This window comes from Azospira sp. I09, from assembly GCF_009177135.1.
GTDB lineage: Bacteria > Pseudomonadota > Gammaproteobacteria > Burkholderiales > Rhodocyclaceae > Azospira > Azospira oryzae.
The window spans coordinates 2,753,498-2,780,003 of sequence record NZ_AP021844.1 but is presented as its reverse complement, the minus strand read 5'-3'; the positions used below and the strand labels follow the sequence as shown (position 1 = coordinate 2,780,003).

Below are 26,506 nucleotides of genomic sequence, written 5' to 3'. Positions count from 1 at the left end.
GGCCGCAACCCAATGGATACGGGCCAGTGGCTGCTCCCTTCCCTGGGGGCCGCACTGGCCCTTCTTCTTGGCCGTGCCGGCCTGCACTGGGCCATCCGGCGCGGCCTGCAGGCACCCATGGTCCCGGAACAAGGCAGTCCGGGCGACCTGGGCCTGCCCTTTCGTGAGTGCGCCATCGCCGGGCCCCGGGGCAAGCGCCTCTTCGCCTGGATGATTCCCGCCGCCACTGCCGCCGCCCCCACGGTGGCGGTACTGCACGGCTGGGGCGGCAACGCGGAAATGATGCTGCCCCTGGCGGCGCCCCTGCACCGGGCCGGCTACGCCGTGCTGCTGCTCGACGCCCGCAGCCACGGCCGCAGCGAGGCCGACACTTTCGCCTCCCTGCCCCGCTTCGCCGAAGACCTGGAAGCGGCCCTGGACTGGCTGCCCGGCCAGCCGGAGGTGGATGGCCGGCGCCTGGCGGTGCTCGGCCATTCCGTCGGTGCCGGCGCCGCCCTGCTGGTGGCCTCCCGCCGCGACGGCCTGGCCGCCGCCGTCAGCGTCGCCGCCTTCGCCCACCCGGCGGCCATGATGCGGCGCTGGCTGTGGGCCCTGCACATCCCCTATCTGCCCCTGGGCTGGTACATCCTGCGCTATGTGGAGCGGACCATCGGCCACCGCTTCGACGCCATCGCCCCCATACGCAGCATCGCCCGGGCCCGCTGCCCGGTGCTGCTGGTCCATGGCGACGCCGACGACACCGTGCCCCTGGCCGAAGCCCGGGCCATCCTCGCCGCCCGGGGCGACACCGCGGCCGAGCTGCTGGTGGTTCCCGGCAGCCACGACAGCTACGGCGAGGTGGAGGAGCAGATGCCCCGGCTGCTGGAATTCCTGGCCGCCCATCTCCATCCGGGCGAAGCGGGGCCGGCGACTCCCGGCGCCAGTTAGTCCGTCAGCGTCCGGAAGATGCGCCGGTAGGCCTGGCGCATGGCTGCCAGGGCCTGGGGCCGGGGCTCCCGGCCGCTGTAGCTGACGATGTCGAAATAGCCCGTCAGCACATGCAAGTCCTCGGCCAGATCCGGGTAGCGGCGGTGCAGCTGGCGCCCGTATTCCCGGGGGCCCTGGGCGGCGGCCCGGGGCTCGCCGTAGTAGGCGAAGAGCCGTTCGGCGGCATGGAAGTACTGGCGGATGCCGCGCCCCCCTGCCCCGTGGCGCCCGCCCAGGCCCAGGCGCAGATAATCGAGGCGGGTGCGCAGCCAGGCCAGCGGCCCCGTCTCCCGCGCCAGCAGCCAATAGGCCAGCACCAGGGCCAACAACAGCAACGCCAGCAGGGTCTGGACCACTTCCTGCAGGTGCTCCTGCATCCATTGCTTGAAGCGCTCCCACCAGTCTTCCACCGTCTCGCGGGCCGGGGCCGTGGCCTGCGTCAGCTGCTCCAGCCAATCCGCCAGATGGTTGATGGCGCTGGCCTGCCACTCGGGCATGCCGGGCCGGCGGGCGGCCAGGCGCATTTCCCCGGGACCGGGCCAGGCGGAACGGAGCGGACCGGCCTCCCCGGCGCCGCCCCCGCCACTGCCGCCACTGCCGCCGGCTGCCCCATGGCCACCGCTGCTGCCACCGGCGCCGCCGCCGGCCGGACTCTCGCCCAATTGCACCCCGCCGGGCAGACCGTGCTTCCAGGAGAGGTCGGCCCAGGAAACCTGGGGCGTGATGGCATAGAACAGGCCCGCCAACCCCAGGATCACCAGGGAGGCGGTCACCGCCGCCAGGCCCTGGCCGGCAACGCGGCCGTCGCCCAGGGCCAGGGCCTGGACCTGGCGGGAGCGGCGATCCACCTGCTCCGCCACCAGGCTCAGCACCACCGCCAGCACATAGGGCAGCAGATAGAAGAGCATGGTCCAGTCGGCCCGGTAGTGGGCGGCGGCAAACAGCACCAGCACCGCCGACACCAGCAGGCCCATGTAGAAATGGCGGCGGCTGACGCTGATGCAGTTCTGCGCCGCCTGCATGCCGCACAGCAGGTAGAGGCCGCCCCGGGGCATGCCCCAGACGGGCAGGAGAATGAGGAAGAAGAGCACCCCGGCCATGACCAGCACCGCCTTCTGCCAGCCCCGGCCCAATTCGCTTGCCACGCCCTGCTGGCGCCAGCCGAGGAACAGGGTCAGGCCGAACAGCAGGGCCCACAGCGTCACCTCAAAGCCGAAATGGCCGTACTGGATGTCGAGGAAGCAGTTGCACATGACCCCCAGGGTCAGGCAGGCGTACAGCCCCAGGTAGGCGGGGCCGTAGGTGAGGGGCGCGGGGGCGGCGGCAGGACGGGTCATGGATTGAACAGGGCCAGCAGATCGTCGCCCCGGCGCACCGGCAGCACCCGGGCGCCCAGTTCCATGAGGCCGCCGGTCAGGCCGTCGCTGCCCCAGGCGGTGGCGCCGGTGAAGCTTTCGGGGATGAAGCGCAGGGCCAGCAGATGGGCGCCCCGCTGCCGCAGCTGGGCCAGGGCCCCCAGCGTCGCCTGGCCGCCCCCGGGCACGGCCGGCTCGTTGTGGAAGCTGATCACGGTCTCCCCCGGCGTCAGGGCCGCGGCAGCCTGCTCCAGCACCTGGGCGTAGGGCGTGTCGCCGTCCGCCGCCACCACGGCCAGGGCATCCAGCATTTCCTGGAAGTGCAGTTCGCCGCAGCCGGCGCCGATCTCCAGAGGCTGCCGGCCGGCGCCCAGGAGCCGCACCGGCAGGCCGTTGCCGGTGGCGTAGCGGGCCAGGGAGGCGGCGATGCGCACCGCCACCTCGAAGCTGGAATCCCGGCCCCGGCCCAGCTCCGAGGCGGCCTGGCAATCCAGCACCAGGCACAGGCTGGCGGAGGCCAGGGGCTCGAACTCCCGCACCATCAGTTCGGCGTTGCGGGCGCTGCTGGGCCAGTGGATGTGGCGCGGGTTGTCGCCCCGGCGGTATTCCCGCAGGCCGCAGAACTCGCTGCTGCCGGCCCCCTCCGGCAATTGCAGGGCGCCCCGGTGGATCAGGGTGGGCGTGCCGCGCAGGGGCAGGGCGACGATGGGGAAGATCCGGGGATAGATGACCAGGGAGGTGAGCCCGGCGTTGCGCCCCTGGCGGGCCTCGGCCAGCCCCAGGGGAAAGCTGGAGGCCAGGCCCACCGGACCGAGCTGGTAGAGGCCCCGCTTTTCCGCCTGTAGGGTGACGCTGAACTGGCGGGTGCCGCCCCCCGGCACCCAGGCCACCTGGCCCAGCACCACCTCGGCCAGGGGCGCGCCGGCCGCCGCGCCGACGAAGGGCAGGCGGTCCACCAGCTCCACCATGAAGCGGGGCAGCAGGCCCCGGTTGTGCACCGTCACCGTCAGTTGCAGCGGCTCGCCCTCGGCGGCCCGCACCGGGCCGCTGCGCTCCGCCGCCAGACGGCGCACCAGCCAGTGGGGCCAGACCACGCCGGCCGCCAGGGTGGCGAGGAACAGGGCGGCCACCGCCCACAGCAGGGCCTGCACCCGGTTGAGGGCGGCCGTGTAGGCCACCAGGGTGAGACCGGCCAGGATCAGGGCGCGCCGGTGCCGCCCCAGCCAGCCGGCCAGGGGCCGGCCGTCGAACGCCAGGGGCAGGGACGTCTCCGGCGCCCGGGAGTCGCTCATACGGGAGCCGGCACCTGGTTCAGGATGTCCGCCAGCACCGCTTCCGCATGGCGTCCCTGGGCGGCGGCCTGGGGCCGCAGGATGAGGCGGTGGGCCAGCACCGGCCGGGCCACTGTCTTCACCAGCTCCGGGCTGACATAGTCGCGACCCTGCAACAGGGCCAGACCCTGGGCCGCCCGGCACAGGGCCAGGGTGCCCCGGGGACTGGCGCCCAGGCGCAGGTCCGGATGGACCCGGGTGGCCGCCACCAGGCGGGCCACGTAGTCGGCCAGGGAATCTTCCACATGCACCTCGCTCACCGCCTGGCGCGCCGCCAGCAGTTCCGCCTCGCCGAGCACGGCCTGCAGCCGCTCGATGGGATGGCCGTGGGCCTGGGCGCGCAGGATGCGGGCTTCCTCCGCCGCACTGGGATAGCCGGTGGACAGGCGCATGAAGAAACGGTCCAGCTGGGCCTCGGGCAGCACGTAGGTGCCGGCCATCTCGATGGGGTTCTGGGTGGCCAGGACCATGAACACGGCTGGCAGGGGGTAGGTGTGGCCGTCCACGCTGACGTGGAATTCCTCCATGCACTCCAGCAGGGCCGATTGGGCCCGGGGCGTGGCCCGGTTGATTTCGTCGGCCAGGAGGATGTTGGTGAACACCGGGCCGGGGCGGAACTCGAATTCCGTGGTCTTCTGGTTGAACACCGGCACCCCGGTGACATCGGAGGGCAGCAGGTCCGGCGTGCATTGCAGGCGCTTGCAGTCGAGGGCCACGGACTTGGCCAGGGCCCGGGCCAGCATGGTCTTGCCGGTGCCCGGCACGTCCTCCAGCAGCAGGTGGCCGCGGCAGAGCAGGGCGACCACGGCCAGTTCGATCACCGGGCGCTTGCCGATGATCACTTGTTCCACGTTGTCGATGAGGGTCTGGATGGTCTGCATGGAGGCGGCAGCGTTCATGTCGTTGGAATGGGCCGCAGTGTAGCCCGCCGGCATGGCGCCGGGCAATCCGGCGGCGGGCGGTAGAATGGCGCCCTTGAACGCTTTCCCATCAGTCCCGAGCAGCCCGTGCCCAAGACCGCCCCCGATCCCGTCGCCGAATTCGCCCCCCGCCTGATCGCCTGGCAGAAGCGCCACGGCCGCCACGACCTGCCCTGGCAGCAGACCCGGGACGCCTATCCCATCTGGCTCTCGGAAATCATGCTGCAGCAGACCCAGGTGACTACGGTGATGCCCTACTACGCCCGCTTCCTGGCCGAGTTCCCGACCCTGGCGGACCTGGCGGCGGCGCCCGTGGAACGGGTGCTGGAGCTGTGGGCCGGCCTGGGCTACTACGCCCGGGCGCGCAACCTGCACGCCTGCGCCGTGCGGGTGATGGCGGAACACGGAGGCCGCTTCCCCCGGGAGCCGGAACGCATCGCCGCACTGCCGGGCATCGGCCGCTCCACGGCGGCGGCCATCGCCGCCTTCGCCTACGGGGTGCGGGGCGCCATCCTGGACGGCAACGTCAAGCGGGTGCTGTGCCGCTGTTTCGGCGTCAGAGGCTTTCCCGGCAGCCCCAAGGTGGAGAAGGGCCTGTGGCAGCTGGCCGAGTCCCTGCTGCCCCACGGCCCGGGCGAGATCGAGATCTACACCCAGGGCATCATGGACCTGGGGGCCAGCCTGTGCAGCCGGGGCAAGCCCACCTGCGCCATCTGCCCCATGCAGGAAATCTGCGTCGCCCGCCGCGAGGGGCGCCAGGAGGAACTGCCGGAGGCCCGGCCGGGCAAGGTCATCCCGGAGCGTCGGGTGACGGCAGTGATCTTCAGCGACGGCCCGCGCCTGCTGCTGCAGCGCCGCCCCCCCAGCGGCATCTGGGGCGGCCTGCTGGCCCTGCCCGAACTGGCACCGGGGGAAAGCGCGGCCAGCCTGGCCCTCGGCCTGGGCCTGCAACTGCAGGCGGAGCAGGCCCTGCCGCCGATCCGCCACACCTTCACCCACTTCCGCCTGGAACTGACGCCCCTGCTGTGCCAGGTGGCGCCAGTAGCCACGGCTGGGGAGCCGGGCTGGGAATGGCTGCCCTGGCAGGACATGGCCACGGCAGCCCTGCCGACGCCCCTGCGCAAGCTGCTGCAAGCACCGCTGTTCTAGTCTGGGCGCCGCTTCCCGGCCAGCTCCCGGTCAGCTTTCGTCAGTTCAATCTATTAACTAGTACATAACGGCGGGGCCTGGGGGCGTGTTAAAAAGCGCCCGGCTTCGCGGTGCAGGGAGGTGTTCATCCGCGAGGCTTTCCAATAACAAACAAGAAGCATCGCCGAGCCTTTCATGAAAAATTTCCCGTTATCCAGGCAGATCCTGGTGGCAGCCGCCATTGCCGTGGCCGTGATGGTTGCCGTATTGAGCAGCGTCGTCACCTACCTGGCCCGCGAGGCCGCCATCAAGCAGACCGAGCAGTCCCTGCAGGAGCAGACTGCCCTCATCGTCACCACCCTGGAATTCGCCCAGGAGACCCTGAAACTGCGGGCCCTGGACAACCTGCGGGTGTTCGAGCGCTCCCTGGACGGACACATCCGGGCCAGCGGCCGCAGCATCGCCACCGGCAAGGAGCAGCTGCCGGAACTGCTGCTGGGCAATACGCCCATCAACGGCAACACCCCCCTGCTGGAGGCCTACCGCAAGGCCAACCCGGGCCGGGAGCCGTCCTTCGTCATCCGCAGCGGCGAGCGCTACTATCGGGGCGCCACCCTGCTCAAGAACGCGGCCGGCGAATCCCGCAACGGCGAGGCCCTCTCCGACAAGGAGGAGTACGTGGCCTACCTCAACCGGGGCGAGCCCTACGCCGGCACCATCCAGCGCAACGGCAAGATGTACGCCCTGGCCGCCATGCCGATCAAGGACGACAGCGGCAAGGTCCTGGGGGGCATCACCCTGCGCCTGGACGCGGAGGACAACATTGCCCTGCTGAAGAAGAAGCTCTTGGGCCTGACTGTGGGCAAGAGCGGCTACCCCTACATCATTTCCCAGCCCTACGGCGACCAGACGGAGAGCGTCTACATCATCCACCCCACCCTGGAAGGCAAGAAGACCGGCGAGGCCGGCCCCATGGCCAAGCACGTCACCGACCTGCTCAACGCCAAGCGCAACGGGGTGGTGGAATACAAGTGGAAGGACAAGGAGGGCCGGGAGCGGGACAAGATCGTGGTGGTCAAGGAACTGCCCGAGCTGCACTGGATCGCCGCCATCGGCTCCTGGACCGACGAATTCACCGAAGACACCCTGGCCCTGCGCAACCAGGTGCTGGCCCTGGCCCTGGTGCTCGGCATCGCCCTCATGCTGGCCATCGCCCTCCTCGCCCAACAGCGCCTGAAGCCGGTGACCGCCGTGGTGGAGGCCGCCAATCGCCTGGGCGACGGCGACCTGTCGGTGCAGCTCCGGGGCGCCGAGGCCAGCCGCAACGAGGTGGATGTGCTGTCCCGTGCCCTGGGCCAGGCGATCACCGCCATCCGTGGCCTGATTGCCAATCTGCAGAGCACCAGCCAGACCCTGAACGGCACCGCCGCCGAAATCTCCGACGCCTCGGGCGAACTCAACGGCGCCACCGCCAGCCAGAGCGAAGCGGCCGCCTCCATGTCGGCTTCCGCCGAGGAGCTTTCCGCCAGCATCCACCTGGTGGCCGAGAGCGCCCAGGCGGCCCTGGCCCTCACCGAAGAGGCACGCCAGGTGGCCGACTCCAGCCTGGGCACGGTCAGCCAGGCGATCAGCGCCATGGGCCAGACCGCCGATGCCGTGCGGCATTCGGCAGAGCAGGTGGGCGAGTTGGGGCGCCGTTCCCAGGAAATCGAGCACGCCCTCTCCGCCATCAAGGGCATCGCCGAACAAACCAACCTGCTGGCCCTCAACGCCGCCATCGAGGCGGCCCGGGCCGGCGAGGCGGGCCGCGGCTTCGCCGTGGTGGCCGACGAGGTGCGCAAGCTGGCGGAGCAGTCCGGCCATACCGCCCAGGAAATTTCCAGCATCCTCTCCCAGGTGGGCGTGGGCGTGAACACGGTGCAGGACACCATCGCCCAGGCCGTGACCCGGGCTGCCGACTCGGTCCAGGCCTCCCGCCAGCTGGAGGAGGCCCTGACCCGGGTTTCGCAGCGCTCGGCCCAGGTCAGCAACGCCATCCAGGACATTGCCGGCGCCACCCGGGAACAGTCCGGTGCAGCCCAAAGCATCGCCCGGGAAATCGAGCAGGTGGCCAGCATGGCCGAAGAGACCGGCTATGCCGCCCAGGCCAATCTGGAGCGGGCCGCCAAGCTGGTGGCGGCCGCCGACAATCTGCAACGGGACACCCAGCGCTTCAGCCTCTGAGGCATGTCTGTGCTCCCGACCAAGCCCGGCTCCGGCCGGGCTTTTTTGTACCGGTCCCGGGAACGGCGGCCAACCGGCGGCGCCTGCAACAGCCCCGCCCGGCAATGCCTGCATTGGTGCGGGATGCCGGCCATTCTTGACAAATCCCAATAGAATCAATATAGTGCGCACATCGCCGCTTCGCGGCGTTATTTTTTTCAGTCGGTCCCTTACCCGCCTCCCCTCTGCTGAGGCGACTGCCCTTCCCTCCAACCGGGCCGACTGCGGAGGCGCTTCTGCCGCCTCCCGATTTCTTGAACCCCACTGTCACCGTATTCGCGTCCCGAGGTTGTCGACGCGGTGGCCACAGGAAAGGAGAGAGAGCGCATGTCTTCCACCTTCTCGCTCAAGTACATGTCCCGGCGCGTCAGTTGCGCCTTCAACCTGCTGCAAGTCTGTCTGGTGGTGGCCGTCCTGGCCCTGCTGGTGACGGCCAGTCCCTTGTTCGCCGAAAACGCACTGAACGGCGCCGAAAACACGGCCGAAACCGAAACCGAGGCCGGCGTTGCCGCCGCCGAGGTGATCCAGGCCCCGGCCCTGGCCGCCGTCGCTCCCGACCCCGCTGCCGACGAGCCCCTCAGCCCCCGCATGCGGGCGGCCCTGGGCTATGTGGCCCAGCGTTACCGGGTTTCCGCCGATGCCCTGCGTCCCATTTTCCACGCCGTGCAGAGCACCAGCCAGGAACTGAGCCTGGACCCCCTGCTGATCGTCGCCGTCATCGGCGTCGAATCCCGTTTCAATCCCTTCTCCCAGAGTGTCATGGGTGCCCAGGGCCTGATGCAGGTGATTCCCCGCTTCCACAAGGACAAGCTGCCGGCCAACGCCGGCAAGGCGCCCCTGCTGGACCCGGTAACCAATGTGCGGGTCGGTTCCCTGGCCCTGGAAGAGGCCATCCGCCGCAACGGCGGCCTCATGGAAGGCCTGCAGCAGTTTGCCGGCGCCACCCGGGACGAGGACCAGACCTACGCCACCAAGGTCCTCTCCGAGAAGCAGCGCCTTGAGGATGCGGCCAACCGCCGCCTCGGCCGCGGCTGAGGCCACGCCGTCCCCATCCCATCGGGCCTGACCTTGCGTCAGGCCTTTTGCATTGGGGCGTGCCTTTCTTCAGGCTCAGGTCGCCGCCGGCCCCTTTTTATCCACCAGGCCGATGCTGAGCCGGGCCAGGCCGATGCCCAGGGCCAGGGTGACGAAGCCGGCGCTCCAGCCGCCGACCCCGTGCCGGCCGAAGGCGTCCAGGGCCATGCCGAAGGCCACCGGGCCGACGAAGCCGCCGGCGAAACCGATGCAGGCGTAGAGGGCCAGGGCCTTGCCGCGCCGGTCCGGCGGCGTTTCGGTGAGCAGGCCGGCGGTCATGGCGGCCGAATCCAGGTTCATGGTGGCGGCGTAGGCCAGCAGCAGCACCATGGCCCACCAGCCGTGGCCGCCCACATTGCCCATCAGCGCCACCAGCAGGGCCATGGCGGCGGACAGGTTCATCACCCGGCGCAGCCAGACGGTACGGCCCCAGCGATGGGCGCCCTCGTTGCCCAGGATGCTGGCCGGCACGGCAAGGAAGGTGGCCAGGGCGGCGACGATGCCCGGAGCCGCCGTCAGGGCCGAGGGCGTCTGCAGGTGGGACCAGGTGAGGTAGGCCACCAGCCAGGAACGGAAGCCGAACAGCTCCCAGTTGTGGCCGCAGTAGGCGCCGCAGAAGGCCAGGATGCGCCGGTCCCGCAGCACGCTGCGCCAGCCGCCGTCGCCACTGCCGGCGGCAGTGACAGGCAGCTTGGGCGGCAGGGCGAAGGCGATCAGGGCCACGGCGGCGGCCACCGCAGCTGCCGCCAGGGCAAACAGCAGGGGCCAGGGCAGCAGGCGGCCCAGGCCTTCCAGCAGCAGGTAGGAAAGGCCGGCGCCGGTGCCGAAGGAAGCGGTGTAGAAGGCCGTGCCCCGGGACTGGAAAGCCACCGGCAGGCGGTCGGTAAGGGCCCGCAGGCCCGGCATGTAGGTGCCGGCCAGGCCGAAGCCGGCCACCAGCCAGCACAGCAGGCCGGGCACGAAGCCCCGGGCGAAAAGGGCGAAGGCAGCCAGGGCCAGGGCGGAAAGGCTGGCCGCCAGGAGGTAGATGCGGCGGGCGTCGTAGCGGTCGGTGAGGCTCACCAGCAGGGGCACGGCGGTGATGTAGCCGAGGAAGAAGACGCCGCCGAGCCAGCCGCCCTCGGTGGCGGAGAGCCCCCATTCGGCGGTGAAGGTGGGCAGCAGGGTCGGCACCAGGGCGAAACCCAGCATGGTGAGAATCTCGGCACCGCAGCAGAGCAGCACCAGACGCCAGGGGAAAGCGGCAGGAACGGTCACGGCGACGACGGGGGCGGCCTAGGACACCAAGCCCTTGGGCGCCAGGTACTTGTAGAGGATTTCCAGGCGGGACACCGGGTCTTCCAGTTCCAGCAACTTCTGCTGGGCCAGGGGCTGCACCGGCATGACCTCGGACAGGCGGTAGCCGACCCAGCTGGCGTCGTCGAAGGCGTGGGGCGGCGGCAGGCGCTCCGGCCCCAGGTCAGCGGCGATCTGTTCCAGCAGGGGCACCAGGGGCGCCAGCCCTTCCGGTACCGGAGTGAAGGGCGCCTCCTCCAGCACTTCCACCCGGGCCCGCAGCAGGCCGTCGGCCTGGGTTTCGCGTTCCAGGATGCGGAAGCGGTGGTCGCCGGCCACGGTGAGATGCAGGATGCCCAGCTGGGGCATGTCCCACTGGCGGATGAAGGCCAGGGTGCCGACCCCGTGGGGCGCCGCCGGGGCCCCCACTTCCTTGCCCTCGGCGATGAGGCAGACGCCGAAGGGCCGCTTGTTCTTCATGCAGTCGCTGGCCATGTCCAGGTAGCGCTGCTCGAACACCTTGAGGGGTAGCACGCCGCCGGGAAACAGCACCGTGTGCAGGGGAAAGAGGGGGATTTCCAGCACCTCGGGCGTCGCCTGGCCGGCGGGTTCCTTGCCCAGCAGTCGTTCCAGCCAGCCCATCAGCCCTCCTCCCCGGCTTCGCCCCAGCGGGCCATGAGCCGGTGCGGCACCGCCAGCTGGTCGAGGATGCGGGCGACGACGAAATCCACGATCTCCTGCACGCTCTGCGGGTGATGGTAGAAGCCCGGATTGGGCGGCAGGATCACCGCCCCCGCCTGGGACAGGCGCAGCATGTTCTCCAGGTGGATGGAGGAAAAGGGCGTCTCCCGGGGTACCAGCACCAGGAGGCGGCGCTCCTTCAGCACCACGTCGGCGGCCCGCTCGATGAGGTTGTCCGAGAGGCCCTGGGCGATGGCCGCCAGGGTGCCCATGGAACAGGGGCAGACCACCATGGCATCCGGCGGATTGGAGCCGGAGGCCACCGGGGCAAACCATTCCTCCCGCCCGTACACCTCCAGGCGCCCCGGCAGGTCGGCATGGCGCTGGCGGAAATAGGCCGCCACCTCCTGGGGCCGGGAGGGCAGCTCCAGGTCCATCTCCTGTTTGGCGACGATCTGGGCAGCCTGGGAGTAAAGCAGCTGGACGCGGCAGCCGGCGGCAAGCAGGCATTCCAGCAGGCGCACCCCGTAGGGCAGGCCGGAGGCGCCGGTAAAGGCGAGGCAGACGGTCTTAGACATGGGCGGGCTCCGCGGCGGCCGCTTCGGCCGCCAGGGGGGTGGAGAGGAAACGGGCGGCGATGAGGCCGTTCACCGTGCCGAAGAAAAGGGCGGCGCAGGCGAACAGGGGCGCCAGGAGAAAGACCCCGTCATGGGGGATGAGCCAGGCCCGGGCCAGGAGGATCTGCCCGGCCATGTGGGCGAAGGCGGCAATCACCGACAGGCTGACCGGGCCGAACCAGCGCCCCGGCAGGTGCCGCGCCGCCCCCAGGGCCAGCAGGCTGAACAGGGCGCCGGTGGCGGAAAGGAAGAAGCCGGGAGCCAGGAACTGGCCCAGCAGCAGGCTGCCGGCCAGCACCCGCAGGCCCGTCACCCAGGCAGCAGCCCGCCAGCCGCAGCGGGCCAGGACGATGAGGGTGACGATGTTGGCCAGCCCCGGCTTGACCCCGGGCAGGGGCGTGGGAATGGCGGCGTCGATGAGGGAGAGGCCGATGGCCGCCGCCGCCAGGCGGGCGATGCGGTGGTCCTCGGCGCTGAGGGGAATGCGCAGCACCCGGCGGCAGTCCGCGTCAGTAGCTGAGGGAGTCATAGGCGGAGGTGCGGCCGGCGATCTGCAGGCTGACGTGGTTGGGGGCGCAGATGGCGATCTCGCCGGGACGGGCCAGCCAGCCCTGGCGCACGCAGTACTGGCGCGGCCCGGGGTCGGCGGCGACGCGGGCCCGGCCGGGCTCGACGGCAATGACGGTGCGGCCCAGGGGGCCGGGCACTTCCAGGGTGCGGCGCTGTTTCAAATCCACTTCGGCAAAGACCTGGCCGCCACTGCGCACCACCGCCTTTTCCGCCACCCCGCCCTGCCAGGCCAGGGGAAAGAGGCCAGCGCAGAGCACGGCCCCCAGGCCCAGGGTCAGCCAGTCGCCGGGACGCAGCAGATGGCGCCACTCCTGCCAGCGCTGGCTCAGGGAGGGAGCGGCCGCCGCCGCCGGCTCACTTGGCGGCATCGGACAACTGCCGGTGACGCAGCAACACCCGCAGGCCATCGTTGCCGCCCTCGTCTTCGCCGTCGCGGAACTGGCGGGCCAGCCACTCGGCCAGGTACACGGAGCGGTGCTGGCCACCGGTGCAGCCCACGGCCACCGTCAGATAGCTGCGGCTGTCGCGCACATAGCTGGGCAGCCACTGGGAAACGAAATGGAAAATGTCCGCCGCCATGCGGCCCACGTCCTCCTGGGCTTCCAGGTAGTCGATCACCGGCTGGTCGCGGCCGGTGAGGGGGCGCAGGTCCGGGTCGTAATGGGGATTGGGCAGGCAGCGCACGTCGAAGACCAGGTCCGCGTCCAGGGGAATGCCGTGCTTGAAGCCGAAGGACTGGAACAGCAGGGTCAGGCCGTGGCTGGCGTCGGCGGCGATGAACTGGCGCACCCAGTCGCGCAGGGTGGCGGCCTTGAGGTCGCTGGTGTCGATGTGGTGGCCGAGCAGGGCGATCTCTTCCAGCAGTTCCCGCTCCTCCCGGATGGCCTCCACCAGGGTGCGGGACTCGGTGGCCAGGGGATGGCGGCGGCGGGTCTCGGAGAAGCGCTTGAGCAGGGTCTCGTCCTTGGCGTCGAGGAAGAGGAAGCGCAGCTCCACCTTGGCCTTGAGGCTATCCAGGAGCCGCGGCAGCTCCCGGATGCCGGCGCCGCCGCGCACGTCCATGGCCACCCCGACCTTGCTGTAGCCCTGGGCGGAAAGGGAGTCGATGAGCTGGGGCAGCAGCTCCGAGGGCAGGTTGTCCACGCAGTAGTAGCCGCCGTCTTCGAGGACGTTGAGGGCGATGGACTTGCCGGAGCCGGAGAGGCCGGAGATGAGGACCAGATGCATGGGGGCGGAGAGCAATCGGAAGGCGGAGGTGTAAAGGGCGGGCCGGAGTGGGCCCGGTCCCCGGAGCATAGCGGCGGGGGCTTTCGCGATCAAGCCGGGGCGGCATACACTGTCGGGCCCCGGTTCGATCACCGACCGTCACGCAAGTTCATCGCCATGCACCTGCTCAGCATTCCCTTCCTGCCCGAACTGACCGCCCTGCGCCGGGACATCCACGCCCATCCGGAACTGGCTTTCGACGAGAGCCGCACCGCCGACATCGTGGCCCGGGAGCTGGAACGCTACGGCATCGAGGTGCACCGGGGCATCGCCAGAACCGGCGTGGTCGGCGTCCTCAGGAACGGCAGTTCCAAGCGCGCCATCGGCCTGCGCGCCGACATGGACGCCCTGCCCCTGGAGGAGAAAAACGAATTCCCCCACCGCTCCCGCCATGAAGGGAAGATGCACGCCTGCGGCCACGACGGCCACACCGCCCTGCTCCTGGGGGCGGCCCGCTGGCTGGCGGAGCAGCGCAACTTCGACGGCACCGTGGTCTTCATCTTCCAGCCCGCCGAGGAGTCGGAAGGCGGCGCCGCCGTCATGATCGAGGACGGCCTGTTCGAGAAATTCCCGGTGGACGCGGTGTACGGCCTGCACAACTGGCCCGGCATTCCCCTGGGGGAGATGGCCATCATGCCCGGCCCGGTGATGGCCGGCACCTGCGCCTTCGAGATCGCCATCCGCGGCCACGGCTGCCACGCCGCCATGCCCCACCAGGGGGTGGACCCCATCGTCGCCGGCAGCCAGCTGGTGCAGGCCCTGCAGACCGTGGTCAGCCGCACCCTGCATCCCTGCGAATCGGCAGTGGTCTCGGTCACCCAGTTCCACGCCGGCTCGGCCTGGAACATCATTCCCGACGACGCCGTCCTGCGCGGCACCATCCGCACCTTCAAGCCGGAAGTGCAGGAAACGGTGGAACGGGCCATCGAGCGTCTGGTCAGCGGCGTCGCCGCCGCCACCGGGGCCCAGATCGGCGTCACCTTCGACCACCGCTATCCGCCCACGGTCAATTCCGGCCCCGAAACCGAAGTCTGCCGCCACGCCGCCCGGGCCGTGCTGGGCCACGAGCGGGTCATCACCGACGCCCTGCCCTCCATGGGCGCCGAGGACTTCGCCTACATGCTGCGGGAAAAGCCCGGCTGCTACGTCTGGCTGGGCAATGGCCCGGGCACCGGCGGCTGCACCCTGCACAACCCCCACTACGACTTCAACGACGAGGCCCTGGCGGTGGGCATTTCCTACTGGGTCAGCCTGGCCGAGACAGCCCTCAAGCCGGCCTAAGCCGCTGCCCCTGCCTGGCTGGCGCGGAAGGCCACGTAACGGTCGCTGATGAACTGCTCGAGGGCCCGGGTCAGATCATTGCCGGACAGGCCGGATGCCAGTTCCCGGGCCCGGGCGACAAACTCATCCTGAGCGATGCCGGCCCCCTCGGCCAGTTGCAGCCACAGGGAACGCTGGGGCGTCGCCGCCTCCGTCACTTCGGGCATTTCCAGTCCTTCCTGCTGCCAGCGGGTCTTCCACCCGGCCATGGGGTCCCAGACCCGCGGCGTGTCGTCCCCGGCCGCCGGCTCCGCTTGCGGCTGATCCGCCATCAAGACACCCATGGCCCGGGAAATATCCAGTTCGCGCTGGGCGTCGGCTTCGGTCATGGGCGCCTTCCAACCATCGATCAGGACCTTCATCGACAGATTGAGCAGGCGGTTGAAGCGGGCCTGCTTTTCCGGGTCCGGATTGTTGTGCCCGATTTCCTTCATCTCCTGGCGGAACTGCTGCAACAGGGCCTCGTTCTCCGGCAGCAGGGGCAGGTTGGCGACGCTGTCCGGCAGATAACTACCGCCGGGGGCCGGCTGGCGCTGCTCCAGCCGGCCCCGGGCTTCGGCCATGATGTCCTCGGGAAAGTCCCGGCTCATCCAGTACTCCGCATCCGGCAGCGTCAAGCCCTGGCCGGTGTCATTTCTTGCCGCCTCCCGGGCGGCGCTGGAAATGGTGACGCTGGCACTGGGCGCCGCTGCCGCCGGGGTGGCGCCAGCCTCTGCGACATCCCGCTGGCGGCCCAGGGCTGCGGCGGAAATGCGGCTAATACTGGCATAGCCGCTGACTGCGGCAAGGGCAGAGGTGGTGCTCATCAATCGTCTCCTGGCGGCGCGGCAAAGTCTGCCGCGGGTGGCTCACGCCCGACTTCCATGCAGAAGTCATGCCAGAAACGTAAAGCTAGGTTAACGCGCCACCAGCCAGCCCTCTTCTTCCTGCAGCACGCCGGCCCGCAGCAGGTCGGCGGTGAGCCATTCCGCCGTTTCCTCCTCGTCCATGGCCAGGTAGCGGGCGGCCACGGAGCGGGGGAAGCTGAGGCTGGCGATGAGACCCGGCAGTTCGCGGCGCTGCACCCGGCGCTTTTCCAGCAGGTAGAAGACCAGCATCACCTTGAGGGCGTGACGGGCCAGGCGTTCGATGGAACTCTCGAAGCCGGCAAGGCGGGAATAGGCCCGCTCGAAGCTTTCGCCGATGTCGGCAAAGGGGGCGCCGTGGCCGGGAATGACCGCCCGGATGGGCAGGGCGGCCAGCATGTCCAGGGTCTGGCGGGTGGTGCGCAGACCATCGCCTCCCAGCAGTTCGGCGAAGATGACGCCGAAGCCGTCCTGCCACAGGGCGTCGCCGGAGATGAGGATGCCCTGGTCGGCATTGAAATAGGCCAGGGCGTCCATGTCGTGGCCGGGCACGGCCAGGACCTGCCATTCCAGGCCGCCCAGGGTCAGCCGGTCGCCGGCGGCCAGGGTGGCGTCGTGCTGGAAGCGGGCCGCCTGCTGCCCCAGGGGTGAGAGCAGCAGGGCCTCCTCGTCCCACTCGGCGATGGTCGCCGCCATGCCGGCGGGCACCAGCACCCGGCAGCCGGTGGCGTGCTTCAAGGCGGCGTTGCCGCCGATGTGGTCGGAGTGGGAGTGGGTGTTGATGAGACGGGTCAGGCGGCGGCCGTCCAGGGCCTTTTCCACCAGGGCCAGGGTCTGGGCGGCGTGGGTGACGTAGCCGCTGTCCACCAGGGCCGCTTCTTCATCCTCGATACAGAGAACGTTGTTGGAGGAGAGCCAGCCCCGCTCCAGCACCAGCAGGGAAGCGGGCAGCCGGGGCGGCGGCGCTACGGATCGGGAGGATGCCATCAGTCGCTGCCTCCGCCGAGTTCAGCCTGCACATTGGCCGGCAGGGGCGCCTCCGGCTCGGCCGGTGGCAACGGCTGGGGGACCGGCACCGGTTCCCCGTCGCCGAAAATCTCGGCCTCGCTGCGGCCGCAGCCGATGCAGTAGCCATCCTCCATGGTGCAGATACCGATGCAGGGATTGTCCTGTTGGCTCATGGCAGGCTCACTGATGGCCGCTGCCGACGGCAGCAGCAGGGGATTCCTGGGCCTGCCGGCGCGCTTCCACCGCAGCCAGCACGGCCAGGCGCGCTTCGTCCGCAGCGCCGGCCCAGGCGGCGATTTCCTCCAAGGTGCGCAGGCAGCCCCGGCACAGGCCGGAGGCGGCATCCATCTGGCAGATGTTGATGCAGGGTGAGGCAACGGCCATGACAGTCTCGTCCGACAAAAAAGGGGCCGGGGTAGACCCGGCCCGCTACGGGGGGTTCCGTTTGAGCCGGCGCACTTGGCCAGCAGGGCCCGGGCGGCCTTGGAGGCGGACTCCCGCCCCAGGTGGGCGGAAATGAAGGCGCCGGCTTCCACCAGCTGCTGCAGGTCGATGCCGGTGCTGATGCCCAGGCCCTCAAGCAGATAGACCACGTCTTCCGTGGCCACGTTCCCCGAGGCGCCCTTGGCGTAGGGGCAGCCGCCCAGGCCGGCGACGGAGGCGTCGAACACCGCCAGGCCCATCTGCAGGGAAGCGTAGATATTGGCCACGGCCATGCCGTAGGTGTCGTGGTAGTGGCCGGCGAGCTTGGCCATGGGCACGTGGCGGGCGCAGGCCTCCAGCAGGCGAGAAACGCTGGCCGGATTGCCGACGCCGATGGTGTCGCCCAGGGAGACTTCGTAGCAGCCCATGTCGTAGAGAATCTTCGCCACTTCGGCGGCCTTCTCCGGCGCCACGGCACCCTCGTAGGGACAGCCGACGACGCAGGAGACGTAGCCCCGCACCTTGATTTCCAGGGCCGAGGCGGCGGCAACGATGGGTTCGAAGCGCTTCAGGCTTTCGGCGATGGAGCAGTTGATGTTCTTCTGGGAAAAAGCTTCGGAGGCGGCACCGAAGATGGCCACCTCGGTGGCCCCGGCCTCCACCGCCGAGTCGAAGCCCTTCAGGTTGGGCGTCAGCACCGGGTAGGCCACCCCGGGCTGCTTACGGATGCCGCGCAGCACCTCGCTGTTGTCCCCCATCTGGGGCACCCACTTGGGAGAGACGAAGGAGGTGGCCTCCACCGCCGGCAGGCCGGCGGCGGCCAGGCGTTCGATCAGTTCGATCTTCACCGCCGTGGGCACCACCTGCTTTTCATTCTGCAGGCCATCCCGGGGGCCGACTTCGACGATCTTGACGTGGGAGGGAAGGGGCATGGTCAGTCTCCGCTAGGGTCAGGCCGGCAGGGGCGAAAGGAAGGCCTCGCCGGAATCGCCCCTGGGTTGCCGCTCCAGCAGGCCGCCGGCCGTGGTGGCCGGCAGGGGACGATGGAAGTAATAGCCCTGGTAGGAAGTACAGCCCAGGGCGGTGAGGAAGTCGAGCTGTTCGCGAGTCTCCACCCCTTCGGCCACGGTGGCGCAGCCCAGCACCCGGGACAGGGACAGGATGGATTTGACGATCAGGGCCTTCTTCTCCTGGCCGGGCAGGTCGGCGATGAAGGAGCGGTCGATCTTGATGGCGGAGACGGGGAATTCGTTGAGCTTGGAGAGGGAGGAATAGCCGGTGCCGAAGTCGTCGATGAGCAGGGCGAAGCCCCGCTCTCGCAGGGCCTGGGCATTCTCCGCCGCCAATCGTTCGTCGCGGATGAGGCCGGTCTCGGTAATCTCGATCTCCACCAGGGCCGGCGGAATGTGGTGCCGGGCCAGGGTCTCCCCCAGGCGGTGCACGATGTCGGGACGGACGATGTCCAGGGCCGACAGGTTGATGGCCACCGGCAGCAGGCGGCAACCTTCGCCCTGCCAGCGCTGGAGCTGGCGGCACACCTGCTCCAGGACGAAATCGGTGAGGCGGTGCATGAGGCCGGTGCGCTCCGCCAGGGGAATGAACTCCGCCGGGCTCACCGCCCCCAGGCGCGGATGCTGCCAGCGCAGCAGGGCCTCGAAGCCCAGCACCTTGCCGTCGGCCAGGCACTTGGGCTGGTACACCAGCTCCAGACCGCTGTCGTCCAGTTCCCGCAGGGCCAGTTCCAGGTCCAGCTGGCGGTGGTGGCGCTGCTCCATTTCCTGATCCAGCACCGCGACGCTGCCTTCGGGCAGGTTGTGCGCCAGTTCCAGGGCCGTCTGCACCCGCTGCAGGGCCTCGTCCGCGCCTTCATCCAGCCGCGCTGCGGTGACGCCCACGGCCACCGGTACCGGCACCGCCAGGCCGCTGTCGGGCAGGGCCAGCTCCCGGGGCAGTTGCTGCAGCAGGCCCCGGGCCCGGGCTTCGGGCGCCTCCCCCGGCTCCAGGGGCAGCAGCAGGGCGAAGGTCACCCCGGCGGTGCGGGCCAGGAAGGCATCGGCCGGCAGGTGCTCGGCCAGGGCCTGGCCGTAGGCCCGCAGGAGGGCGTCGCCGATGGCCGGACCGAGGCGGTCGTTCACCGCCCGCAGATTGGTCAGGCGCAGGTTGAGCAGGGCCCAGGGCCTCTCCTCCCCCGCCGGGCCAAGTTCCTCGAAGCGCTGGCGCAGGTACTGCCGATTGGGCAGGCCGGTGAGAGTGTCGTGCAGTTCCAGGTAGGAGGCGTTGGCGGCGCTGCGGGCCAGAGCCAGCTTGGCTTCCCGCAGGGGGGTGTCGTCCCGCAGGATGACCAGGAAATTGCCGTCGTGCTCCAGGCGCCGGGGCTGCACCGTGACCCAGCGCAGCTGGCCGTCGGGCCGCCGCACCTGGCGCTCGCCCCCCAGCTCCTCCGGCTTGCGGCCCCAGATGCCCAGGTAGCGCTGCATGTTCTGGCCCTCTTCCAGCTGCTCGCTGGCCACCCCCAGAAGCTGGGCCGCCTGGGTGTTGGCCTTGATGATGTGGCCGCCGCGGCCGCAGATGAGCAGGGCCATGCCGGAGTGGTCGAACATGTCGCGGAAGACGCTGTTGCTGCGGGACAGGCGCTGGTTGTTCACCGCCAGCTGCACGCCGCGGAATTCCAGGGCCTGAAGGGCGCGGAAGACGGCCAGGGGTACGCACAGATTGAAGAAGAGGAAAACCAGGGTCTGGATGTAGGCGTGGCTGTCGGGCAGGGTGATGGAGTACTGGGGCCCGAAGGGATTGACCAGGGGCTGGTTGCGCAGTAGCACCGCGAACAGCAGGGTGTTGAGCAGCATCATGAGCACGGCCGAGCGAGTGCCGAAGAACAGGCGGGCCACCAGGGGCGCGCTGTAGGCGAAGATGATGCCGAGCTTGGCTATCTCGAAGACGTCGACGAAAAAGAGGATGTGCAGGCTGGCGGCGTAGATGGTGAACAGCAGGAAGCCGGCGCCCAGGCGCACGTTGCGCAGGGCGGCGTAGATGGCCGCGGCCAGCAGCAGGTAGAAGCCGGTAACGATGACGGGGATGTGGAACAGACCCAGGCCGATGGCCTGCCAGGAACTGTGGGCCGCCACCAGGAACTCGAGGCTGATGCCGGAGATGAGGATGATGCGCAACGCACTCTGTCGCCACACCGGCTCGCCCAATTCGGGCGCCTCAGGCTCGTGGAGGAGGAACAGTCTGGCAAGTTTTTTCAGCATGGTGGCGGCATACCTGAGGAAACCTGAACGACACGGGGGGCGGGTGAACCAGGGCCCCGTTCCTGGGAGCAAACAACGGCAAAAACTGTCCGCCATCATAGCAGCCCTGGGACGCCCGCCAAGCCTTATTGTTGCGGCACCATCCCTGGAGAATGGCTACTGTCGCCGATCTCCAGGGATCCCCGCTCAGGCCGCCGCTTCCGGCACGAAGTCCACCAGCTCGGCCCCGTCGGCCACCTGCTCGCCAACGGCATAGCGGAAGCCCTTGAGATTGCCCTGCTTCGGCGCCGTGATGGTGTGCTCCATTTTCATGGCTTCGAGGATGAGCAGGGGCGTTCCCTTTGCCACCGGCCCCGGCTGGGCCAGCAGGGCCACCACCTTGCCCGGCATGGGGGCGGTGAGGCCGCCGCCCTGGGCGCCGCCGGCTTCCACCAGGTGCAGGGGATCGTGGCGCTCGATGACGTAGGTGCCGCTGTTGAGGAAGACGTGGCGCTTCTCCGCCACCGCCACCACGCTGGCCATCAGGCGCCGATCTTCCAGCTCCACCGCCAGCCGGTCGTGGGCCAGCAGGCGGCCCCGAGCCAGCAGCGTGTCGTTGCGCAGGGTCAGCTGCCAGTCCTCGCCGGCATAGGCCACGCCCACGTCCACCTGGGTCTCGCCGACCCGGAAGCTGACGGTGCGGCGGGCGGCAATGTTCATGCGCCAGCCGTCGCGCCGGTTCCACGGCGACCAGGGATCGCCGCTGCGCCGGCCCTGCTGGGCCGCCTGTTCCCGCTCCCGCAGCAGCTCGGCCACGGTGGCGGTGAGGATGACGTCCCGCGGCACTTCCGGGCTCTCGGGAAAGAGGAAGTCCTGCTGCCGCTCGATCAGGCCCGTGTCCAGGTCGGCGCCGGCGAAGGCGGGGCAGGACACCAGGCGGGAGAGGAAGTCGATGTTGGTGGTGACGCCCACCACCCGGTAGTCGGCCAGGGCCTGGCGCATGCGGGCCAGGGCGGCCTCCCGGTCCTCGTCCCAGACGATCAGCTTGGCGATCATGGGGTCGTAGTGGGGCGTGATCTCGTCGCCCTCCTCGACGCCGGTGTCCACCCGCACATTGAGGCCCTCGGCCGGCGGCACCAGGTGCAGCAGGCGGCCGGTGGAGGGAAGGAAGCCCTTGCCCGCGTCCTCGGCGTAGATGCGGGCCTCCAGGGCATGGCCGCGGATCTGCAGCTGCTCCTGGCGCAGCGGCAGGGCTTCGCCGGCGGCGACCCGCAGCTGCCATTCCACCAGGTCCTGGCCGGTGATCATTTCGGTGACGGGGTGCTCCACCTGCAGGCGGGTGTTCATCTCCATGAAGTAGAAGGAGCCGTCCTGGTTGGCGATGAATTCCACGGTGCCGGCACCGACGTAGCCGACGGCCTTGGCGGCGGCCACGGCGGCCTCGCCCATCTGGCGGCGGCGCTCCGGCGTCATGCCCGGCGCTGGGGCCTCTTCCAGCACCTTCTGGTGGCGGCGCTGCACCGAGCAGTCCCGCTCGAAGAGATAGACGCAGTTGCCCTGGCTGTCGCCGAAGACCTGGATTTCGATGTGGCGCGGCCGGGTGATGTACTTCTCCACCAGCACCTGGTCGTTGCCGAAGGAGGAACGGGCCTCCCGCTGGCAGGAGGCCAGGGCGGCGATGAAGTCCTCGCCCTTGTCCACCAGGCGCATGCCCTTGCCGCCACCGCCGGCGGCAGCCTTGATCAGCACCGGGTAGCCGATGGCATCGGCCTGCTGCTTGAGGAATTCCGGCTCCTGGTTGTCGCCGTGGTAGCCCGGGGTGAGGGGCACGGCGGCCTTTTCCATGAGGGCCTTGGCGGCGCTCTTGGAGCCCATGGCGCGGATGGCGGAGGCGGGCGGGCCGATGAAGACGACGCCGGCGGCGGCGCAGGCCTCGGCAAAATCGGCGTTCTCGGAGAGGAAGCCGTATCCCGGGTGGATGGCCTGGGCGCCGGTGCGCCGGGCGGCGTCGAGAATCTTCTCGGCCACCAGATAGGATTCCCGCGCCGCAGCCGGGCCCAGCAGCACCGCCTCGTCGGCCAGGCGCACATGGCGGGCGTTGGCATCGGCCTCGGAATAGACGGCCACGGTGCGGATGCCCAGACGGCGGGCGGTCTTGATGACGCGGCAAGCGATCTCGCCGCGGTTGGCAATCAGGATCTTGCTGAACATCTTGTCTCCTCCGGGCCCCCGTCTAGGCGCGGGGGCTTGGGCATGTTGGGGTGGGGTGCGGCTTCAGTCGGTGATCCAGTGGGGCTTGCGCTTCTCCAGGAAGGCGGCGATGCCTTCCCGGCCTTCCGCCGAGGCCCGCATGGCGGTGATGCGCCGGGCGGTGTCGGCGATCACGGCATCGTCGATGGGCTGGTTGGCCACGGCCCGGATCAGTTCCTTGCTCGCGGCCTGGGCGGCCGGACCGTTCTTCAGCAGCTTGTCCACGATCTCGCCCACGGCCTCGTCCAGTTGCTCCTCGCTCGGCACGATCTCGTGCAGCAGCCCCAGGCGGTAGCCTTCGGCGGCGGAGAAACGTTCGGCGGTGAGGAAGTAGCGGCGGCACTGGCGCTCGCCCAGGGCAGCGATGACGTAGGGGCTGATGACGGCGGGAATGAGGCCCAGCTTCACTTCCGTCAGGGCGAACATGGCGTCGTAGCTGGCCACCGCCACGTCGCAGGCGGCCACCAGGCCGACCCCGCCGCCGTAGGCGGGGCCCTGGACCCGGGCCACGGTGGGCTTGGCCAGGGTGTTGAGGGTGCGCAGCAGTTCCGCCAGATTGCCGGCGTCGGCCAGGTTCTGCTCCGGGGTGTAGCCGGCGGCCCGCTTCATCCAGTTGAGGTCGGCCCCGGCGCAGAAGCTCTTGCCGGTGGCGGAGAGCACCACCACCCGCACCGCCGGGTCGGCTTCCAGCTGCTTCAAGCCGGCGGTGATTTCCGCCATCAGGGTCTCGTCGAAGGCGTTGTGGCGGTCCGGCTTGTTGAGGGTGAGGATGCCGACGGGGCCGTCCACTTCGATGAGGATGGAGCTGAAGGTCATGGTCTTGTTCTCCCTGTGCGTTACATGCGGAATACGCCGAACCGGGTCTCTTCCGCCGGCGCATTCATGGCCGCCGAGAGCCCCAGGCCCAGCACCCGGCGGGTGTCCGCCGGATCGATGATTCCATCATCCCACAGGCGGGCGCTGGCGTAGTAGGGGTGGCCCTGGGTTTCGTACTGCTCGCGGATGGGGCGGCGGAATTCCTCCTCCTCCTCCGCGCTCCACTGCTTGCCCGCCGCTTCCAGGCCGTCCCGCTTCACCGTGGCCAGCACGCTGGAAGCCTGCTCGCCGCCCATCACCGAGATGCGGGCGTTGGGCCACATCCAGAGGAAGCGGGGCGAGTAGGCCCGGCCGCACATGCCGTAGTTGCCGGCACCGAAGGAGCCGCCGATGACCACGGTGAACTTGGGCACCTTGGCGGTGGCCACGGCGGTCACCATCTTGGCCCCGTCCCGGGCGATGCCGCCGTTTTCGTACTTGCGCCCCACCATGAAGCCGGTGATGTTCTGCAGGAACACCAGGGGGATGTTGCGCTGGGCGCACAGCTCGATGAAGTGGGCGGCCTTCAAGGCCGATTCGGAAAAGAGGATGCCGTTGTTGGCGACGATGCCCACCGGGTAGCCCCAGATGCGGGCAAAACCGCAGACGATGGTGGTGCCGTAGCGGGCCTTGAATTCGTCGAAGTCGGAGCCGTCCACGATGCGGGCGATGATCTCGCGCACATCGAAGGGCTTCTTGGTGTCGGTGGGAATGACGCCGTACAGCTCCTCGGCGGCGTAGATGGGCTCCATCGGCTCGCTGAGGCTGACCGAGGGCTGCTTCTGCCAGTTGAGGTTCTTGACGATGCGCCGGGCGATGGCCAGGGCGTGCTGGTCGTTCTCGGCGTAATGGTCGGCGACGCCGGAGACCCGGGTGTGCACGTCGGCGCCGCCCAGGTCCTCCGCCGTCACCACCTCGCCGGTGGCGGCCTTCACCAGGGGCGGGCCACCGAGGAAGATGGTGCCCTGCTCCTTGACGATGATGGACTCGTCGGACATGGCCGGCACGTAGGCGCCGCCGGCGGTGCAGGAGCCCATCACGGCGGCAATCTGGGGGATGCCCTGGGCCGAAAGATTGGCCTGGTTGAAGAAGATGCGGCCGAAGTGTTCCTTGTCCGGGAAGACCTCGTCCTGCATGGGCAGAAAGGCGCCGCCCGAATCCACCAGGTAGATGCAGGGCAGGCGGTTCTCCAGGGCGATCTCCTGGGCCCGCAGGTGCTTCTTCACGGTCATGGGGTAGTAGGTGCCACCCTTCACCGTGGCATCGTTGGCGACGATCATGCACTCCACGCCATTGACCCGGCCGATGCCGGCGATCACCGAGGCAGCCGGCACGTCGCCGCCGTACATGCCGTGGGCCGCCAGTTGGCCGATCTCCAAGAAGGGAGTGCCCGGGTCCAGCAGGGTGCTGACCCGCTCCCGGGGCAGCAGCTTGCCCCGGGCGATGTGTTTCTGCCGCGCCGCCTCCGGCCCGCCCAGGGCGATGCGGGCCATCTGCTGGCGCAGGTCCGCCACCAGCCCCGCCATGGCATCGGCGTTGTGCTGAAAGTCCTCGGACCGGGGATTGAGTTGGGTTTTTAGTATGGTCATGTCTCCTCGCTTCTTATAGTTCGGGGTGGATGCGGACAAATCTCAGCCCGGGCCAGAAGACAGCCGCCGCTCCATTTCGGCACGATCCGGACAAGACGGCCGGACGGGACGGGGAGCGGGGCAGACCCATGGCTAGAGCTGCCTTTCCTTTTCCACCCACTTGATGACGCTGGGGGGTTCGTAGGCGGCCATGCGCTTGAGCAGGGCTGCCGGGTCGGTGTCGGAAAGCAACAGATTGCGGTGCACTTCCCGCACGAAGCCCTCATCCCGGGCCCGGTCGCACAGGGCCAGCAAAGGCGCGTAATAGCCTTCGACATCGAGGATGGCGGCGGGCTTGCCGTGGAAGCCGAGCTGGGCCCAGGTGAGGATTTCGCACAACTCCTCGAAAGTTCCGAAGCCGCCGGGCAGGGCGATGAAGCCATCGGCCAGCTCGGCCATGCGGGCCTTGCGGGTGTGCATGGAATCCACCACCTCCAGGCGTGTCAGGCCCGGATGGCCGACCTCCTTGTCCATCAGGGACTGGGGAATGACGCCGGTGACGCTGCCGCCGGCGGCCATGCAGGCATCGGCCACGGCCCCCATGAGACCGACGTTGCCGCCGCCGTAGACCAGTTCCAGGCCCTCCCGGGCCAGCAGGGTGCCGAGGTTCTCGGCCGCTTCCCGATATTGGGGACGGTTGCCGAAGCTGGAACCGCAAAAGACGCAAATTCTTTTCATGAGGGTGTCGCAGGTGAAAGACGGACCACGATTGTCTCAGGCGGGCAATTGAAACGCACCGGCAAAATGCTGGTGCCGATTCCGGAAGTCACGTAAGTGGGGACTTCCAAGCCTTCCAGCCAGCCGTAGGCATGACTGCGGGGAGCCCGACCTGGCGTCAGCAGGGCGCCCCAGAAGGGCAAGCGCACCTGGCCGCCGTGGGTGTGACCGGCCACCGCCATGGCGATACGCCGGTCCAGGGAGGGGGCACTGGCTGGGTCGTGCATCATGGCAATGGCGTCCACCTCTGGGGGCAAGTCTGCCAGGGCCTTTTCAGGATGGGCATGGCCAGTCATATCGTCGCCCACGGCCAGCAGCCAGAAGGGACTGCCGGGGCGTTCTATCCTGACGCTGCCGTTTTCTATGACATGGATGCCGGCCTGTTCCAGAGCACGGCGGACCCGCGCCCCATCCAGCCACCAGTCGTGATTGCCCAGGGTGGCATAAACCCCCAAGGGCGCGCGCAGGGCAGCCAATTCCCGAGCGATGGCCTCGGGACCGATCTGCGTCCCACCGACAACGCCCTGGATGACGAAATCCCCCGGCAGCAGGATCAGGTCCGGGGCAGCCTGGTTGATGGAGCCGACAATACGCCGCACCGCCTCCAAATCCACGTGGGGAGCGCCCACGTGCCAATCCGCCGCCACCGCCACGGTCAGCGGCGCACCGCGCCAGTGGGAGGAAGACTGAAGCAATTGGCGCTGCTGCAGCCAACCCGGCTCGATGCCGACGCTCCACAGGAGCAGGGCCAGCAAGGTCAGCAGAAAGCCGCGCCAGACGGTCAC

General features: G+C 69.5%; 23 protein-coding genes and 1 pseudogene. 5 read left to right on the top strand and 19 right to left on the bottom strand.

Features of this window, described 5'->3' with window-relative positions; all coding sequences use genetic code 11:
• Positions 1–12 precede the first annotated feature (12 nt).
• Entirely contained in the window at positions 13–927 is a 915-nt protein-coding gene (locus tag AZSP09_RS12950; RefSeq protein ID WP_130459513.1) for an alpha/beta hydrolase, read from the top strand.
• On the opposite strand, the gene AZSP09_RS20620 is transcribed toward AZSP09_RS12950, so the two are convergent.
• From AZSP09_RS20620 to AZSP09_RS12935, 3 genes are read right to left on the bottom strand one after another with little or no spacing between them, the layout of a single operon-like run.
• Positions 924–2,303 (bottom strand): DUF4129 domain-containing protein, encoded by a 1,380-nt coding sequence (locus AZSP09_RS20620; RefSeq protein ID WP_152090285.1) that lies wholly within the window; start codon positions 2,301–2,303, stop codon positions 924–926. The two genes, AZSP09_RS12950 and AZSP09_RS20620, sit on opposite strands and share 4 nt — an antisense overlap.
• Positions 2,300–3,613: a DUF58 domain-containing protein gene (locus AZSP09_RS12940; protein ID WP_152090284.1), complete on the bottom strand. Its 1,314-nt coding sequence runs from the start codon at positions 3,611–3,613 to the stop codon at positions 2,300–2,302. The genes AZSP09_RS20620 and AZSP09_RS12940 overlap by 4 nt, the downstream gene beginning before the upstream one ends.
• On the bottom strand, positions 3,610–4,587 hold the full coding sequence (locus tag AZSP09_RS12935; protein WP_232058794.1) for an AAA family ATPase: 978 nt from the start codon (positions 4,585–4,587) through the stop codon (positions 3,610–3,612). The genes AZSP09_RS12940 and AZSP09_RS12935 overlap by 4 nt, the downstream gene beginning before the upstream one ends.
• Before the next feature lie 72 nt (positions 4,588–4,659).
• Here AZSP09_RS12935 and mutY point away from each other — a divergent pair, with 72 nt between their 5' ends.
• From mutY to AZSP09_RS12920, 3 genes are all read left to right on the top strand, one after another.
• Entirely contained in the window at positions 4,660–5,721 is a 1,062-nt protein-coding gene (mutY, locus tag AZSP09_RS12930) for an A/G-specific adenine glycosylase (protein ID WP_152090283.1), read from the top strand.
• Positions 5,722–5,895: 174 nt separating this feature from the next.
• Complete coding sequence (locus AZSP09_RS12925; protein ID WP_152090282.1) at positions 5,896–7,923, top strand: methyl-accepting chemotaxis protein; 2,028 nt, start codon at positions 5,896–5,898, stop codon at positions 7,921–7,923.
• A 366-nt stretch (positions 7,924–8,289) separates the two neighbouring features.
• Positions 8,290–8,997 carry a transglycosylase SLT domain-containing protein gene (locus AZSP09_RS12920; RefSeq protein WP_152090281.1) on the top strand — a complete coding sequence of 236 codons (708 nt, stop codon included), beginning with the start codon at positions 8,290–8,292 and terminating at the stop codon, positions 8,995–8,997.
• Between the two features lie 75 nt (positions 8,998–9,072).
• Here AZSP09_RS12920 and AZSP09_RS12915 read toward each other — a convergent pair whose 3' ends face one another.
• From AZSP09_RS12915 to rapZ, 6 genes are read right to left on the bottom strand one after another with little or no spacing between them, the layout of a single operon-like run.
• The gene (locus tag AZSP09_RS12915; RefSeq protein ID WP_152090280.1) at positions 9,073–10,293 is read right to left on the bottom strand and encodes an MFS transporter; all 1,221 of its coding nucleotides are present in this window, start codon (positions 10,291–10,293) and stop codon (positions 9,073–9,075) included.
• Between the two features lie 18 nt (positions 10,294–10,311).
• Complete coding sequence (locus AZSP09_RS12910) at positions 10,312–10,953, bottom strand: LON peptidase substrate-binding domain-containing protein (protein WP_152090279.1); 642 nt, start codon at positions 10,951–10,953, stop codon at positions 10,312–10,314.
• Positions 10,953–11,570 carry a flavin prenyltransferase UbiX gene (locus AZSP09_RS12905; RefSeq protein ID WP_014236099.1) on the bottom strand — a complete coding sequence of 206 codons (618 nt, stop codon included), beginning with the start codon at positions 11,568–11,570 and terminating at the stop codon, positions 10,953–10,955. The genes AZSP09_RS12910 and AZSP09_RS12905 overlap by 1 nt, the downstream gene beginning before the upstream one ends.
• Positions 11,563–12,138: a Gx transporter family protein gene (locus AZSP09_RS12900; RefSeq protein WP_152090278.1), complete on the bottom strand. Its 576-nt coding sequence runs from the start codon at positions 12,136–12,138 to the stop codon at positions 11,563–11,565. The genes AZSP09_RS12905 and AZSP09_RS12900 overlap by 8 nt, the downstream gene beginning before the upstream one ends.
• Positions 12,119–12,547, bottom strand: coding sequence for a NusG domain II-containing protein (locus AZSP09_RS12895; RefSeq protein ID WP_152090277.1), 429 nt, complete (start codon positions 12,545–12,547; stop codon positions 12,119–12,121). The genes AZSP09_RS12900 and AZSP09_RS12895 overlap by 20 nt, the downstream gene beginning before the upstream one ends.
• Positions 12,534–13,406, bottom strand: coding sequence for an RNase adapter RapZ (gene rapZ / locus AZSP09_RS12890; RefSeq protein ID WP_014236096.1), 873 nt, complete (start codon positions 13,404–13,406; stop codon positions 12,534–12,536). The genes AZSP09_RS12895 and rapZ overlap by 14 nt, the downstream gene beginning before the upstream one ends.
• Positions 13,407–13,562: 156 nt before the next feature.
• Here rapZ and AZSP09_RS12885 point away from each other — a divergent pair, with 156 nt between their 5' ends.
• Positions 13,563–14,726, top strand: a complete 1,164-nt coding sequence (locus AZSP09_RS12885) for a M20 aminoacylase family protein (RefSeq protein WP_152090276.1) — start codon at positions 13,563–13,565, stop codon at positions 14,724–14,726.
• Here the strand turns inward: AZSP09_RS12885 and AZSP09_RS12880 are convergent.
• From AZSP09_RS12880 to AZSP09_RS12830, 10 genes and pseudogenes are all read right to left on the bottom strand, one after another.
• A complete protein-coding gene (locus tag AZSP09_RS12880) occupies positions 14,723–15,571 on the bottom strand; it encodes a hypothetical protein (RefSeq protein WP_152090275.1) in 849 nt (282 codons plus the stop codon). The two genes, AZSP09_RS12885 and AZSP09_RS12880, sit on opposite strands and share 4 nt — an antisense overlap.
• A 90-nt stretch (positions 15,572–15,661) precedes the next feature.
• A complete protein-coding gene (locus tag AZSP09_RS12875) occupies positions 15,662–16,597 on the bottom strand; it encodes an MBL fold metallo-hydrolase (protein WP_152090274.1) in 936 nt (311 codons plus the stop codon).
• Positions 16,597–16,791, bottom strand: a complete 195-nt coding sequence (locus AZSP09_RS12870) for a DUF1289 domain-containing protein (protein ID WP_152090894.1) — start codon at positions 16,789–16,791, stop codon at positions 16,597–16,599. The genes AZSP09_RS12875 and AZSP09_RS12870 overlap by 1 nt, the downstream gene beginning before the upstream one ends.
• Positions 16,792–17,070: 279 nt before the next feature.
• Positions 17,071–17,973: pseudogene (locus AZSP09_RS12860) on the bottom strand (hydroxymethylglutaryl-CoA lyase); the annotation flags it as partial.
• A gap of 18 nt (positions 17,974–17,991) precedes the next feature.
• Entirely contained in the window at positions 17,992–20,292 is a 2,301-nt protein-coding gene (locus AZSP09_RS12855) for a putative bifunctional diguanylate cyclase/phosphodiesterase (protein WP_172974762.1), read from the bottom strand.
• Positions 20,293–20,478: 186 nt separating this feature from the next.
• A complete protein-coding gene (locus AZSP09_RS12850) occupies positions 20,479–22,482 on the bottom strand; it encodes an acetyl/propionyl/methylcrotonyl-CoA carboxylase subunit alpha (protein ID WP_152090272.1) in 2,004 nt (667 codons plus the stop codon).
• Positions 22,483–22,545: 63 nt separating this feature from the next.
• Positions 22,546–23,337, bottom strand: coding sequence for an enoyl-CoA hydratase/isomerase family protein (locus AZSP09_RS12845; RefSeq protein ID WP_014236087.1), 792 nt, complete (start codon positions 23,335–23,337; stop codon positions 22,546–22,548).
• 20 nt (positions 23,338–23,357) lie between these two features.
• On the bottom strand, positions 23,358–24,965 hold the full coding sequence (locus AZSP09_RS12840) for a carboxyl transferase domain-containing protein (protein WP_152090271.1): 1,608 nt from the start codon (positions 24,963–24,965) through the stop codon (positions 23,358–23,360).
• A 132-nt stretch (positions 24,966–25,097) separates the two neighbouring features.
• Positions 25,098–25,682 (bottom strand): TIGR00730 family Rossman fold protein, encoded by a 585-nt coding sequence (locus tag AZSP09_RS12835; protein WP_152090270.1) that lies wholly within the window; start codon positions 25,680–25,682, stop codon positions 25,098–25,100.
• The gene (locus AZSP09_RS12830) at positions 25,679–26,506 is read right to left on the bottom strand and encodes a metallophosphoesterase (RefSeq protein ID WP_172974761.1); all 828 of its coding nucleotides are present in this window, start codon (positions 26,504–26,506) and stop codon (positions 25,679–25,681) included. Before AZSP09_RS12830 ends, AZSP09_RS12835 begins: the two co-directional genes overlap by 4 nt.